We start from the raw sequence: 14,792 nt of genomic DNA, 5'->3' as shown, positions 1-14,792 counted from the left end.
GGAAAATGCTAAAATTTTTAAAAAATAACTTTCAATTGGTAAACTTTTTTGTTGCCGCTCTGTTAGTGGGAATGTTGTATGGTTGGTGGTACTTACCTAATGCTAAACAATTATCTATTAACGAAACTAGTGGCATTCATAATCAAGAAAAAATTCCATCTCCCCCCCCCCTTGAAGATAGAGAGCTTTCCTCTCTTCCGGTTCCCACTCCGACTCCAACTAATCTCGAACCATTAATAACTGAAGTCCCCGAAATCCAGACTAGCCCCCTATTGCCAGGACTTCCACCAGATTATGAACAATTATCCCCGCTAGCAGAACAGCAAGGATCAAGAGAAGTTCCCAACAATATTGCGGTTAAAACTAATTTAGGTCATTATTCTTTCCCTGAAAATAGCCAGCAAAGATTAGTAAAAGTAGGTGAATATTACGGCCGCAGTGAATCTTTAGATCAAGAAGCAGCCACTGCTTTTAAAAAGATGCAAGCTGATGCTCAAGTTCAAGGAGTAAGATTAACTATTATTTCTGGATTTCGTTCTATTGCCTCTCAGGATGCTTTATTTCAAAATCAAATTAAAAGAAAAGGTGGTAAAGAAGCAGCGGCAAGGTTTAGTGCCCCTCCCGGACACAGTGAACACCACACTGGCTATGCTTTAGATATAGGAGATGGTGCTAATCCAGCAAATGATTTAAAAATAAATTTTGAAAATACATCTGCTTATCAATGGTTAGCTAGAAATGCTAATCAGTATGGTTTTGAACTTTCATTTCCTCCTAACAATAGTCAAGGAGTAAGTTATGAACCATGGCATTGGCGTTATGTTGCTTCACCAAGAGCAAGTCAAATTTTCATGGTGGCTCGAAGTGGTATTTGATGTCTATAATTTACAGTTTTAACTATGAATATTTTATTTTTCAATAATTTGAAATGGTCATGAATCAAAATAATAGACCATACATTATTGTCACTAATCAAGGTCAAAGCTTACCCCCTTTTGAATTAACTAAAAGTAAACATATTTTAGGTCGAGATTCCCAATTTGCCGACCTGATAGTCCCCACTGATTGGAGCATTATTAGTCGTTGTCAAGCTACTTTAGTAGAAGATCAAGGTAATTACTTTATTTATGACGGCGATCGCCTCAATCCCAGCAGTAACAAGCTATTTATTAATCATCATTTAATCACCCATGATATTGGCTACCCATTACAGAATGGAGATGTTATTAAGATTGGACAAAATATTAATATTCTTATTACTATTAAATATTTTACTCCCAATGGCTCTAGCCCTACCAATTTAACATCGCTATTATCCATCAATTTAAAGCAAAAATCTGTGGTTATTGGGCGGGACGAAACTGCCAACTTACAATTACTTTCCTCCGCAGTTTCCCGCCAACATGCTGTCCTGGATTATTTAGAGCCAAATACCTATCTTTTACACGATTACAGCACCAATGGTGTTTACGTTAATGGCACTAAAGTCAACGGTAAAATTCTGATTAACACCGCCGCCATCATCAAAATAGTTCCCTACACCCTGGTATTACAAAACGATCAATTATTCATTGCCGACACCGGGGATAATATTCGCCTTGATGCCCGCAATATCGTCCGCACTGTTCAAGGTAATCAGAGCGAAGAAATTACACTCCTTAACCAAATTTCTTTGCCCATTGAACCAGGTCAATTGGTAGCTTTAGTGGGGGGAAGTGGCGCAGGCAAATCGACTTTTATGCGGACTTTATTAGGTATTGAACCTACTACGTCTGGCACAGTTTATTTGAACGGTGAAGATCTGAGAAATAATTTTAACCTTTACCGTAATCAAATTGGTTACGTGCCCCAAAAAGATATTATCCACAGTTCCCTAACCGTAGAGGAAGCTTTGCGGTATGCGGCTAAATTAAGATTACCCCAAGATGCGGATATTGACGAAATTGTTGAGAAAACCTTGGGCCAAATTGAAATGCAGGAACGTCGCCATGTTCTGGTCAAAAAATTAAGCGGCGGCCAACTCAAACGGGTATCCATCGGCGTGGAGTTACTGGTGGATCCGAAATTATTTTTCCTCGATGAACCGACATCGGGTTTAGATCCTGGTCTAGATAAAAAGATGATGCAATTATTACGAAAGCTAGCGGATCAGGGACGAACTATTGTGTTGGTAACCCATGCCACCGGCAACATTAACCTATGCGATCGCCTGGTGTTTTTAGGCCAGGGGGGCAATTTGTGTTATTTCGGCACTTTTAGCGATGCTTGCCAATTTTTTAACCTCCATAATGGTGATTTTGCTGATGTTTATATTCAATTGGATAATCAATCAGCAGTGATCAAAGCCGCCCAACGCTATAGCCGGTCTAGCTATCAACATCAGTACATTGATCAACGGTTGGGGGTGAGTAATTCCGCTGTTGCCGCCCCTAGACCTAGTCCTCCCAGGGTATCTCCCCTGCGCCAAACCTGGATTCTGTGCCAAAGATACTGGCAAATTATGGCTAGGGATCCGGTCAATATCGGTATTTCCATTGCCACCGCCCCCATTGGCATTTTATTAATCGATCTGGCGATCGCCACTAGGGAACCATTTATTCTGGGTAGTGAAGCGGATCCCAAACTTGCGCCCCTAGCTCAGACCGTACTATTAGTATTTAGCTGTGCCGCCATCTGGGTTGGTCTCGCCAGTTCTCTCCAAGAAATTGTCAAAGAAAATGATATTTACAGCCGAGAAAGATTAGTTAATCTTAACCTGTTCGCCTATATTGCTTCTAAGGTGACAGTATTGTCAGGATTAGCGCTTTTGCAAACCCTTGCTATGGTGGTGATTATCCTCATTGCCTTCGACCATCCCCAGCCTCCCCTATTGCCCTGGGGTTTGGGGCTAATTATCACCAGTTATCTCACCCTTTTCAGTTCTATTTGCTTAGGCTTAATGGTATCTACCTTGGTCAAAAGTGAAACCCAGGCTAACACCGCTCTACCTATTTTGCTACTGCCCCAAATCATCTTCTCCGGCGTACTGTTCCAAATTAAAGGTGTGAGTCAATATCTTTCTTGGTTTATGGTCAGCCGTTGGTCTATCGGTGCCTATGGCACATTATTAGACATCAACAGTCTAGTGCCAGAGCCAGTCATTTTTCCCGATGGTACCGTATTGGAATCTCCTTTTAAAGCCACCCTAGTTTACGACCCTAGTTGGAATAATCTTTTGGTCAACTGGGAAATTTTATTACTCCAAGGTTTTGTTTGCCTCGTAGTTATTTTCCTGTTCAAAAAAAGAGAGGATATTATTTGAGAATACTGAAAACAATTAACAAAGGCTGGTTAAAAAATGTCACGAACCACTAACCACTGCCCCATCTTTTTACAAAGCGCAAGAACCAGTCCAGCTTGCTAGAATCAGGGAGGTATTACAAATTCAGCTTTACAGATAGTATTTTACACGCAAACTATTGCACTATTTGCTTGGTGGTCCGTACCTATGCCCCAATTATTACTCCCAAAACTCGAAATCTTGAAACCACCCTTGTCACTAACCTCAATTTTCAAAGCCTGAATCAATCGCTGGACTGACTGCTAGTTATGGCAATTTCCGCACAAAGTTTCATTAATGTTGCCAATGAAAGTTTAGTCTCCACGCTGGCGATCGCCGCCTTGGGATTAAGCCTGTTAGTGATCCTAAGTTTGGCCGTAATCCAGTCCATTAACCGCCCTCTCCGTCGCCTTCAACAGCAAACCCAGGCCCTGCAAAAAAGTGAAGAACGATTCCGCTTCGCCCTCGAATCAACCGATACAAGTTGGTGGGATTGGGATATCAAAACCAATGAGGTGGATTGGTCAGACACCTTTGATGCCATGGTGGGCCGCGCCCCCAACTCCTACCCCAAAAATATTGCTTCCTTCTTAAGTTTTCTCCATCCCGACGACGTAGAACCCACCCGGGCAAAGTTATACGATTCCTTAGAAAATGGGATTCCCTATAAAACCGAATTTCGCTTTGTCCACCCCGATGGGACGATTCGTTGGATTATGGCCAGAGGTATGGTGCAACGGGATGCCAATGGCCAAGCCCTGCGGATGAGCGGCATTAACCTCGACATTACCGAGCAAAAACTTGCCGAAGCCGCCCTGAAAGAAAATGAAGCCACTCTCCGCCTGGCCCTCTCTGCCGAAACCGCCAATTGGTGGAAATGGGATATCGTCAACGACCAGATGTACTCAGCTCCCTCATTCCATGATTTGCTCGGCCGCCACGGGGATGAACTACCCACAACCTGGGCCGATGCCATTGCGCTGATTTACCCGGAAGACCGGGCCAAGGTGCAAACCGCAGTGGAAGCTACCCTAAATCACGACGCGCCCTATAGGGTTGAATTTCGGATGATTCCCCCCAATGGCCAAATGGTCTGGATTGCGGATTTGGCGGCCCTGGAGCGGGATGAAACCGGTCGGCCCATTCAACTCAGCGGGATTATGATTGACATTACTGAGCGTAAACAAATTGAAGAGGCTCTCCAAAAAAGTGGACAACGGTTGCGAATGACCCTGGAATCCACCTCCACCAACTGGTGGGAAAGGGATTTAATCACCGATCAAGCCGATTGGTCCGAGCAGTCCGATCATCTTTTGGGCTATACCCCCGACAGCTACGAGAAAAACCAAGACACTTTCTACAAATTAGTCCATCCCGACGATCGGGAGCACGTCCAGGCGGGGGTTAACTTAGCTATTGCCACCGGAGAACCCTATCAAGGGGAATTTCGCCTAGTCCAGGCCGACGGGAATTGTATTTGGATTTTAGGTACCGGCCACGTAGAGTATAACGAAGCCGGCCAACCGGTCAGAATGAGTGGCTTAAATATCAACATTACCCCGCTCAAAGAAGTGCAACTGGCTTTGGCTGAACGGGAAGCGATGATGCAAGCCCTATTTGATCAAGCCTCCCAATTTACCGCTCTGTTAACCCCCACCGGGAAAGTCGTCAAAGTGAATCAACGGGCCCTGGATTTTGCTGGCATTACGGTGGATGAGATTGTCGACCAAGATTTTTGGGAAACTCCCTGGTGGCAGGCATCCGAACAGCTCAAAGCTGACCTCAAATCCGCGATACACCAGGCCGCTCAAGGGATTCTGATTCGCTATGACGTAGAAAATTTGGGCAATAATGGGCAAAAAGTTATTTTGGATTTTTCGATTCGGCCCATCTACGACACCGACCAGCGGATAATTTTTCTCCTCTGTGAAGGACGGGACATTACCGACAAATTCCGCATACAAGAGGCCTTAGCAGAAAGTGAAGAACGCTTCCGGCAAACCTTCCAAACTACGGCCGTGAGTAGTGCACTGATTTCCTTAGATGGTAAATTTCTTGAGGTCAATCCCGCCTTTTGTGAGCTGTTGGGCTATACTTCCGATGAACTGCAAGACCATGATGTGGCAGAAGTAACAGATCCCAATTGGGTGCCATTCCAAGGAGACCTAACTCAACAACTGCTCAACCGCGAAATTATGGCCTATACCCAAGAACGCCGCTATCAACACCGGGATGGGCGTTGGATTTGGGGTCTGTTGAATGTCAGTTTGGTCCGAGATGCTCAACAACAACCGCTCTATTATGTCTGCCAAATTCAAAACATTGACCCGCTCAAACAAGCCCAAGAAAAACTCCAAGAAGTCAACATTGAACTGGAACGATTGACTCAAATTGATGGCCTCACCGGAGTTTATAATCGTCGGTTCTTTGACCAGGCCTTGGAACGGGAATGGCAAATTGCTTTTCGCGAAACTGAGTCCTTAACCTTGGTGATGTTGGACATTGACTATTTCAAACTCTACAACGATACCCTCGGCCATCAAGCCGGAGACCACTGTTTACGCATTGTCGCCGCCATTTTGCAAGAATCTGTCCATCGCACTTCAGACCTAGTAGCCCGCTATGGGGGAGAAGAATTTGCCTTAATTTTACCCAGAACCGATTTATCCGGCGCGGTTATCGTTGCCCAAAGGATTAAAACTTTGATGGATGCTAAAGCGATCTCCCATCCCACCTCTGAGATTGCTAATTATGTCACTGTCAGTATTGGGATTCATTGTGCTGTACCCCGGCCTGGATTGTCCTTGGCCTCTTGGGTAAAATGTGCCGATGATGCGCTCTATCAGGCCAAGAAACGGGGTCGGAATGGCTATTTTGTCCTCGAAGATACGTCAACTTCCCCAACTAAAGTTGACGAATTATAATCTGGCCGTACCTCAATACATTTTAACGAAATTTACATACGACCATAATGCAAATTTCAATTCCCGACTCGATTCTTCAATCTATTCGACTTTCTGAACAACGCATTGAAAGGGAACTACTCAAAGAATTAGCCCTTGGTTTATATGAGGCGGCCACCAAATGCGGAGTTCTAGCCATTAGTGGTCTTTCGGACACTTCTTCTGTCACTATTGGGTCAACAACCATAGATGAATTCGTAGGTTTTGCCTGCATCAACAATGAGAGTAAACAAATTCGTAAGCCGCCGTCTCTTCTAAAATTATTGGGAAATTTTAATCATGACAACACCTTTAGTTCCTCCCTTCACTAAGGAAATTGCGATCGCCAAAGTACGGATGGCAGAAAATGCATGGAATGGTCGCAACCCAGATAAAGTCTGTATGGCTTATACCGAGGATAGTTTTTGGCGTAATCGGGCGGAAGTATTCCAAGGTCGGGAAAAAATCCGTGAGTTTTTGCGTCGCAAGTGGGATAAAGAGCTAAATTATCGTCTGGTGAAAGAGCTGTGGGCGTTTGGCGAAAATCGAATTGCAGTACGATTTCAGTACGAATGGCAGGATGATGCGGGTCAATGGTATCGAGCCTATGGCAATGAAAATTGGGAATTTGATGAAGCGGGTTTAATGCGTCGTCGGGAAGCGAGTATTAACGACAAACCCATTGCTGAATCCGAGCGTCGTTTCTTCTGGGATGCCCCCGGCGATCGCCCATTAGATCACCCTGGTTTGATCAATACTCCAGAATAATGCCACAGCCCAAAATGTAGTTTATGTAATCTAAGAGCCTGTTTGAAAAGCCCCCCTGGCCCCCCAAATTTGGGGGGAAACTGAGTGAAAGTCCCCCAGTATTGCCGGAGCTTTAGTGGGTCGATTTAGGGGGCGGAATAAAACTTTCCAAACACGTTTTAAGGCCATGATCGTTGAGATAGGGATAAAATTTCTGCGCCTTGTCCATATAATGACTTCAGATTTTGAGTCGCAGCAGTTTTGAACTATCAATAAACCCGGGGATCATGGCGAAAATTTATCCTATGGTTCGGTGTCCATAATGTTGCTTGCAGCACTTTTCAAGATAGCTTCCTTTGATAGCGTGGATTTGATAGTGTTCTGAGCCGCTCGTGTTAGATTCTGCCCAGCTAATTTTTGATCTCCAAAAAGTAAATACGACTAGCAAGCGCATTTCTGGTTGCCTTGACACAACGGCGATTACCAAAGAAATCACCGAAGCATTAATCCATGATTTTCATTGCGTGTTTGCACGTATTTGGTTAACAGAGCCTGATGGTGCGAGTTTAAAACTGGTTGCTTCGTCAGGCTTACATACCAGTACGAATGGTAGTTTTGCCCGTGTGCCGATGGGGGCTTATAAGGTCGGTAAAATTGCCCAAAGCTGTATTCCTTTTTTAAGCAATCATCTCGCCAATGAAACCTGGGTAAAGGATCGTGACTGGGCGATCGCCAATAATATTCGCGGTTTCGCCGGTTATCCATTGGTAGGCCATGACCGTGTGATTGGTGTCTTGGCTGTCTTTAGCGAGGCTCCCTTTGTCGCAGAATTTCTGGAAGTTTTACAAGTTCTCTGTATGGCAGTGGCGATCGCCATTGATGCCGTCCGACAACTCCAGAGCGAAACAAATACGATTAATACAACCCAATTTTTAGACGATCAAATCCCTTTACCGGACGTTTTGGCAAGGCTGTTATCTCAGACAAAGCTGACCCTAATCGGCACAGAAAAAAAGCTCTCTCCCACCCTTGCATATCTATTGATCAGAACCACAGAAATTTTTAATCGACTCTCCTGTAATTATTGCCGTCTCATCTATGGGGAGATTTCGGTCACCATCGAAGCCATTGTCGAAGCATCCGTGTCAGAAGCCTTCAACACAGATGGGCGATCGCCTTTTAAAGAAATAGAATTTTTAGCCCACCATGTTGGCGGTGAATTTAGGAGTCAAAGCAGTGTAAATCAATCAATCCTGCAAATTTCGCTGCAACTCCCCTATGACGGGTTTCAAAACATCAAGCTCAACAAACATCTCCTCTCGGAGCGGGAAAAGGAAATCGTCAGCCTATTAGCCCAAGGTTTACGCGATCGCGATATCGCCGAGGAGCTTCACATCAGCGAAAGTACCGTTAAGTTTCATGTTAATGGCACCCTCCATAAACTCAACGCCAAAAATCGCTACCAAGCCATTTATCAAGCCACCGTACAAGGATTTATTTGATTAGCGGGCAGTGTTTCTCTAATTTTTTCCGCTAAATATTCCGCATCACGGGCAACCCCTGAAAATCGCCCAGAACCCCAAGTATATAACCAGGGTAAACCCAAGAAATATAGCCCCGCCACATTAGTTACACCCCGATTATGTAGAGGTTCCCCCATCGAATTAAATACAGGAACATCGACCCAAGCATAATTAAAATTAAAACCAGTGGACCAAATAACCGCATCAATTTCATCAATATTTAGGGTAAGGGGTATGGAAGTTGGTTCCCAAACGGGCTGATAGGGTGCTTCGATGGGCGCATCAAGCTGGTTTTTGGCAATATATTCATCAATGCTTTGTTTAATTCTGGCGGCCGTTGCGTCTGCTTGATCGAGATTTTCCTTGAGATTATCGGCAAATAGAATTTGATTTCCATCAATATCCTTGAGCCGTCCGTAGAGATGCATGCCCTCAAGGGCGAATTGACGCAGATCAATTTCTCTGCCACCATCACGACCGGTTAAATAGTGGTTTGTTTTGTGGCGTACCATTTCCTTTTGGGGATGCTCATCAATGGGCAGATCATAATGACCCATCAACTCTAACCACTCGACCACATCTCTCCCTCGGTAGCGGCGGGGTGAACGGGGTGCGCTGCCTGTGGCAAGGTGGACGGTTTTACCTGCTAGATGTAGGTCTTCAGCAATTTGACAGCCCGATTGACCTGTGCCAACTAATAAAATTCTATCTGGTAAGGTTTCCGGATTTTTGTAGTCCACCGAATGTAACTGGACAATATGGGGAGGTAGTTTTTTGGCGATCGCCGCAATTTTTGGCGTATGGTAGCCCCCAGTAGCAACCACCACTTGATCAGCGGTGTAGATTCCTTGGCTGGTAATCACCTCAAAAGCATCAGTCCGTTGACTCAGCTTAGAAACCTCTACCCCCTCAAGGATAGGAGCTTGGAAAGATGCCGCATAATCCTCAAGATATTGGACAATTTCGTCCTTCAGCATAAAACCCTGATCATCACCCCCCGCATAGGGAAAGCCGGGTAACCGACATTGCCAATTAGGCGTAACCAAACAAAAAGAATCCCAACGTTGATTACGCCAAGCATGACCAATTTGATTTTTCTCGAAAATAACATGGTCAATGCTTTCTTGTTTTAGGAGATAACTAATCGCTAAGCCCGCCTGTCCTCCACCGACAATAATGACGGAATAGTGGCTTTTTTTCATATTATCTACCTGTATTGAACTCTATCTTTCCTGATAATCATCAACTGTAAGCCTCGAAATTTCTAACACTTGTATGTTTCGCTACAAATTGATGATCTCTGATTCTATTAATAGGAAACATCGCAATAGTCTTGTATTTATAAGCTTTACATAGACAGACCTGTTGATTTAGATAGGTGTCTAATCATTTAAATCTTAAGCGGACATACTGAACAGAAATCCATTTCCAGGAAAATTCCAAGCCTTGAAACTCTTACTGTATCTAGATAAGAAGCATTTTTCTGGCTAAGATTATTAAGAAAAGATAATCTTCATACAAGAAATTAAGAATGGTTAAACCTATGACTTTCAATTAAAACTATTTTTTTGTGACAAATGATACAAGAATAAGGAAACTTCGCTTCTACATTGATACATGACTAATCTCAAGTCAAATCAGAATTTGAATTTAAGGAACTACAACCATGCCAGAGGTAACTAAGCCAGCTCACCAAACAGGTGATTTCTTAGTAGATTACGAGGAAAAAGTTTTTCCTGATGTCCAAGCTGAACCCGGTGAAAAAGCGCTGATTACTTTTCATACAGTGGCGTTTGAAGGCTCCATTGGCTTAGTAAATTTAATGCAAGCTAGCCGCTTAATTAAAAAAGGCTTTGAAACATCTGTTTTGCTCTATGGTCCCGGTGTTACTCTCGGTGTACAAAGGGGTTTTCCTAAGCTTGGGGATGAAGGTTTTCCGGGTCACCTGACCATGAATGAGCGTATTGTAAAAATCATGGAAGCAGGGGGTAAGGTTTATGCTTGTCGCTTTGCACTGCAAGCACTTTATGGTCATGGCGAGCCTTCTCTAATCCCCGGTATTCGTCCGATTAATCCCCTAGATGTGATGGATTTAATCTTGATGCACCGTAGGGATGGTGCGTTTATTCTTGATACTTGGACAATGTAAAAATGTGCTTGATTAAATATTTGGTGAATTATTGATAGGAGGGATGATTTGAAAATTTTGTTTTTGATTTTTGAAGTCTAATATATCAATCACTTGTTTTCAAATCATTTTTTATTTCTGAAACTATTCCAGTCGTTGTGCTGGGAAAAATCATGCTGAATTATACAAAAAATATTCGGGCAGCAGCGGCACAGATTAGTCCTGTTCTTTTTAGTCAACAAGGGACTATGGAGAAAGTTCTCGATGCGATCGCCAATGCGGCAAAGAAAGGGGTAGAACTGATTGTTTTTCCTGAAACTTTTGTGCCTTATTACCCTTATTTTTCCTTTGTTGAACCGCCGGTTTTGATGGGGAAAAGTCACCTAAAGCTTTATCAAGAAGCCGTTACTGTGCCGGGGAAAGTCACCCAGGCGATCGCCCAAGCCGCGAAAACCCATGGAATGGTCGTGGTGTTAGGGGTTAATGAGCGCGAAGAAGGCTCGCTGTACAACACACAACTGATTTTTGATGCAGATGGTGCGCTGGTGCTAAAACGTCGCAAAATCACGCCCACCTACCATGAACGGATGGTTTGGGGACAAGGGGATGGTGCAGGTCTGAGGACGGTAGATACCACGGTTGGACGCTTGGGAGCCTTGGCCTGTTGGGAACATTACAATCCCTTAGCCCGTTATGCGCTGATGGCGCAACATGAACAAATCCACTGTGGGCAATTCCCCGGATCGATGGTGGGTCAGATTTTCGCGGATCAAATGGAAGTGACCATGCGGCATCATGCTTTGGAATCCGGCTGTTTTGTGATTAATGCAACGGGTTGGTTGACAGCGGAGCAAAAGTTACAAATTACCACCGACGAAAAAATGCATCAAGCCTTGAGTGGTGGTTGTTATACGGCAATTATTAGCCCCGAAGGAAAGCATCTCTGTGAGCCAATTGCTGAGGGAGAAGGGTTGGCGATCGCCGATTTAGATTTTTCCCTCATCGCTAAACGCAAACGCATGATGGATTCGGTGGGACATTATGCCCGACCGGATCTATTACAACTAACCCTCAACAATCAGCCTTGGTCAGCCCTAGAAGCCAACCCAGTTACGCCCAATGCTATTCCGGCAGTAAGTGATCCAGAGCTGACGGAAACCATTGAGGCATTGCCCAACAATCCGATTTTTAGCCATTAAGTACAAAAATTTAAGGATTATCCCAGCGACATGAATAAGCAACGTCTCATCACAGAACTGCAATCCAAAGGGTTGCGACTGGTGGATCCAAATGCCAAAGATCTTGGGCGCAAAGGCGGTGCAGGGCCTTCAGATCATCGGGCAGTGACGGTGGATGGGACGACGGTGATGGTGCCAATCTATACTTCCACCGCTGCGGCATCGCCCTACAGTATCAACCTTGCATCCATGCCCCCAAAGACGGTTTTGAGCAAAGGGGACGAAGAGATTGCGGCGATCGCCCTGCCCCGTCAACCTAAATTCTATGATTTGAAGACAGCAGATGGTATTCCCTATTCGCACATTGCGCTACTGCACAGCAACAATGTTTTAGCGACGACGGTTCAGCAAACCTGTATACGTTATCGCGATGAGTCCACTGTTTGTCAATTTTGCGCCATAGAAAAATCCCTTGATGCAGGTCGCACGATCACCCGTAAATTACCGGAGCAGTTAGCCGAGGTCACAGAAGCCGCAGTCCGGTTAGACGGTATCGAACAGGTGATCATGACAACGGGGACACCCAATTCAGGCGATCGTGGTGCAGCCTACCTTACAAAATGTGCAGCAGCCATTAAAGCGCGGGTCAATATTCCCATTCAGGCCCAGTGTGAACCCCCCGATGATTTTATTTGGTTCGAGCGCATGAAAGCCGCTGGCGTCGATAGTTTGGGAATGCATCTCGAAGCGGTTGATCCGGATGTTCGTGCCAAAATTATGCCCGGAAAAGCCGAGGTTCCAGTTTCCTACTATTACGAAGCTTACGAAGCCGCCGTTAAAGTCTTCGGTTGGGGACAGGTCAGCACCTATCTCTTAGCAGGGCTGGGAGATAGCTTTGAAACTTTGGTAGAAGCCTCGGAAAAGCTGGTCAATATGGGCGTTTACCCTTTTGTTGTTCCCTTCGTCCCCATTTCCGAAACACCTTTAGCAAATCACCCTGCGCCGGACAGTGATTTTATGTTTGCCCTGTATCAGAGGGTCGGCACAATCATTAAGCAATCGCAGATTTCTTCAGTAGATATGAAGGCCGGCTGTGCGAAATGTGGCGCTTGTTCAGCATTATCAACATTTGCAAAATAGAGAGCTTTTTACGATGTCAAACAATCGTTTTCAGTTTGAACTGGCAGAATCTGCGGCAGAAATTCAAGGGTATTTTGCCCTACGCAGAGCAATTTTTTGTGAGGAACAGGGCATTTTTGCCGGACATGATTTTGATGAGACGGATCAGTTTGCCTATCCAATTGTTGCCCTAGATACGGAGACTCCTGGTAAACCTACAGTAGTAGGTGCGGTGCGGATTTATGAAAATGAACCGAATGTCTGGTATGGCGGTCGGCTAGGAGTACATCAAAATTACCGGCGAGTGGGTCGCATTGGCAAGGGTTTGATTTATAAAGCTGTTACCGCTGCCCATGGTTGGGGTTGTACTAAGTTTTTCGCGACGGTGCAATTGCAAAATGTGCGTTTTTTTCAGCGACAACATTGGCATTCCCTTCAGGAAATTGAGATCTGCGATCGCCCCCATCATTTAATGGAAGCGGACTTAGATTTTTATCCCCCCGTGGTCTATAGTCGACCGAAGCTCGATCTTGCTTTATTGCAGGTTTCTTAAATCTCGGTTATGTTAACTGACTTAATTATTGAACTACAGCAAACCCTTGGCATTTTGCACAAGCAGGATATTCAATTGGCATCCCGTCAAGGTCAACAGCGATTGATCGGGGATGGTGAGGCGATTCGATTAGGTGATGATTGCGCTGCAATTCCAGACGAGAATGGCTATCTACTCCTTGCGGCTGAGGGGATGGCTCCCAGTTTAATTACCCAAGATCCTTGGTTTGCAGGGTGGTGCAGTGTTTTGGTCAATGTCAGTGATATTTATGCCATGGGGGGCAGGCCGATCGCCGTGGTGGATGCCCTATGGAGTAAGTCTTCTGACCAAGCTCAGCAAATTTGGGCAGGGATGCAAGCCGCTTCGGCTCGATTTAATGTGCCCATTGTGGGCGGCCATACCAATACCCACAGTGGTTATGATGCCTTGGGAGTGGCGATTTTAGGTCGGGCAAAGTCTTTAATCACCAGCTTTGATGCCCAGGTAGGCGATCGCCTGATTCTTGTAAGCAATTTTCAAGGCAAACCGCGACCCAATGCGCCCTATTGCTGGGATGCAGCAACGATGGCAGAAACAGAAACTTTGCAAAAACACTGGGATCTTTTACCCTACCTGGCCGAAAACAAGCTATGTGATGCGGGGAAAGATGTCAGTATGGGCGGCATTATTGGTACAGCATTAATGCTTTTAGAAACATCAAAATGTGGCGCAATCCTCGACCTTGATGCCATTTCCTGTCCGGCGGGTCTAGATTTTAGGCAATGGCTACTTAGTTTTCCGAGTTATGGTTTTTTGCTGAGCGTGCGTCCTCAGTTCGTCAAAACGGTCAAGGCTTGTTTTCAGGCTGAAGGTTTAATAGCAGAGGCGATCGCCACGATACAACCGGGTCATAATCTCACCCTTAAACTAGGTTCAGAGTCCCAACTATTTTGGGATTTGCAGCAAAACCCCCTCACTGGCTTTACCGGAGATTCATAAACAATGCCCGAAGTTACATTTGACATCGTTTGGCCCGATGGTTCAGAGGATCAGTTTTATTCACCCTCCACAGTGGTCAATCAATATTTTCAGTCTGGTCAAACCTACGAATTGGCAGATTTTGTGCAGCGATCACAGAAATCTTTAACCCTTGCCAGTGAACGGGTACGGCAAGTCTATGGCAGACCCTGCTCGATGGCGATCGCCCAACTCAAAAAAATTGAAACAAAAGCAGAGTGTTTTAGTCACAATCCCGATCCCAAAGTCACTATCCAAAATATTGACCATGACTGAAAAAATGGACA

At 44.9% G+C, this 14,792-nt stretch carries 13 protein-coding genes; 12 read left to right on the top strand and 1 reads right to left on the bottom strand.

The genetic code is table 11. From position 1 onward, the window contains the following. Positions 1 to 5: 5 nt before the first annotated feature. From SYNPCCP_RS14355 to SYNPCCP_RS14330, 6 genes are all read left to right on the top strand, one after another. Positions 6 to 875 carry a D-alanyl-D-alanine carboxypeptidase family protein gene (locus tag SYNPCCP_RS14355; protein WP_199303669.1) on the top strand — a complete coding sequence of 290 codons (870 nt, stop codon included), beginning with the start codon at positions 6 to 8 and terminating at the stop codon, positions 873 to 875. Between the two features lie 59 nt (positions 876 to 934). After that, entirely contained in the window at positions 935 to 3,301 is a 2,367-nt protein-coding gene (locus SYNPCCP_RS14350) for an ATP-binding cassette domain-containing protein (RefSeq protein WP_223211301.1), read from the top strand. 287 nt (positions 3,302 to 3,588) lie between these two features. Beyond that, entirely contained in the window at positions 3,589 to 6,243 is a 2,655-nt protein-coding gene (locus SYNPCCP_RS14345) for a PAS domain-containing protein (protein WP_010873950.1), read from the top strand. A gap of 47 nt (positions 6,244 to 6,290) precedes the next feature. Next, entirely contained in the window at positions 6,291 to 6,593 is a 303-nt protein-coding gene (locus SYNPCCP_RS14340; RefSeq protein ID WP_010873949.1) for a hypothetical protein, read from the top strand. After that, positions 6,562 to 7,029, top strand: a complete 468-nt coding sequence (locus SYNPCCP_RS14335; protein ID WP_010873948.1) for a DUF1348 family protein — start codon at positions 6,562 to 6,564, stop codon at positions 7,027 to 7,029. Before SYNPCCP_RS14340 ends, SYNPCCP_RS14335 begins: the two co-directional genes overlap by 32 nt. 371 nt (positions 7,030 to 7,400) lie before the next feature. After that, on the top strand, positions 7,401 to 8,510 hold the full coding sequence (locus tag SYNPCCP_RS14330; protein ID WP_010873947.1) for a LuxR C-terminal-related transcriptional regulator: 1,110 nt from the start codon (positions 7,401 to 7,403) through the stop codon (positions 8,508 to 8,510). Here SYNPCCP_RS14330 and SYNPCCP_RS14325 read toward each other — a convergent pair. Further along, the gene (locus SYNPCCP_RS14325) at positions 8,483 to 9,733 is read right to left on the bottom strand and encodes an MSMEG_0569 family flavin-dependent oxidoreductase (protein WP_010873946.1); all 1,251 of its coding nucleotides are present in this window, start codon (positions 9,731 to 9,733) and stop codon (positions 8,483 to 8,485) included. The genes SYNPCCP_RS14330 and SYNPCCP_RS14325 overlap by 28 nt on opposite strands. Positions 9,734 to 10,197: 464 nt before the next feature. Between SYNPCCP_RS14325 and SYNPCCP_RS14320 the strand changes: the two genes are divergently transcribed. The 6 genes from SYNPCCP_RS14320 (at position 10,198) to SYNPCCP_RS14295 (ending at position 14,781) form a co-directional block, all read left to right on the top strand. Continuing rightward, positions 10,198 to 10,680, top strand: coding sequence for an MSMEG_0572/Sll0783 family nitrogen starvation response protein (locus SYNPCCP_RS14320; protein WP_010873945.1), 483 nt, complete (start codon positions 10,198 to 10,200; stop codon positions 10,678 to 10,680). Between the two features lie 152 nt (positions 10,681 to 10,832). Beyond that, positions 10,833 to 11,858 carry a Nit6803 family nitrilase gene (locus SYNPCCP_RS14315; protein WP_014407149.1) on the top strand — a complete coding sequence of 342 codons (1,026 nt, stop codon included), beginning with the start codon at positions 10,833 to 10,835 and terminating at the stop codon, positions 11,856 to 11,858. 30 nt (positions 11,859 to 11,888) lie between these two features. Next, positions 11,889 to 12,977 carry an MSMEG_0568 family radical SAM protein gene (locus tag SYNPCCP_RS14310; RefSeq protein WP_010873943.1) on the top strand — a complete coding sequence of 363 codons (1,089 nt, stop codon included), beginning with the start codon at positions 11,889 to 11,891 and terminating at the stop codon, positions 12,975 to 12,977. After that, positions 12,931 to 13,509, top strand: coding sequence for an MSMEG_0567/Sll0786 family nitrogen starvation N-acetyltransferase (locus tag SYNPCCP_RS14305; protein WP_010873942.1), 579 nt, complete (start codon positions 12,931 to 12,933; stop codon positions 13,507 to 13,509). The genes SYNPCCP_RS14310 and SYNPCCP_RS14305 overlap by 47 nt, the downstream gene beginning before the upstream one ends. Before the next feature lie 9 nt (positions 13,510 to 13,518). Next, positions 13,519 to 14,487, top strand: coding sequence for a sll0787 family AIR synthase-like protein (locus SYNPCCP_RS14300; protein ID WP_010873941.1), 969 nt, complete (start codon positions 13,519 to 13,521; stop codon positions 14,485 to 14,487). 3 nt (positions 14,488 to 14,490) lie between these two features. Continuing rightward, positions 14,491 to 14,781, top strand: coding sequence for an MSMEG_0570 family nitrogen starvation response protein (locus SYNPCCP_RS14295; RefSeq protein ID WP_010873940.1), 291 nt, complete (start codon positions 14,491 to 14,493; stop codon positions 14,779 to 14,781). Positions 14,782 to 14,792: the final 11 nt, after the last annotated feature.

This window comes from Synechocystis sp. PCC 6803 substr. PCC-P (assembly GCF_000284455.1).
Lineage (GTDB): Bacteria > Cyanobacteriota > Cyanobacteriia > Cyanobacteriales > Microcystaceae > Synechocystis.
Note: the sequence above shows the minus strand (reverse complement) of the source record. Positions and strands in the feature narration are given on the sequence as shown.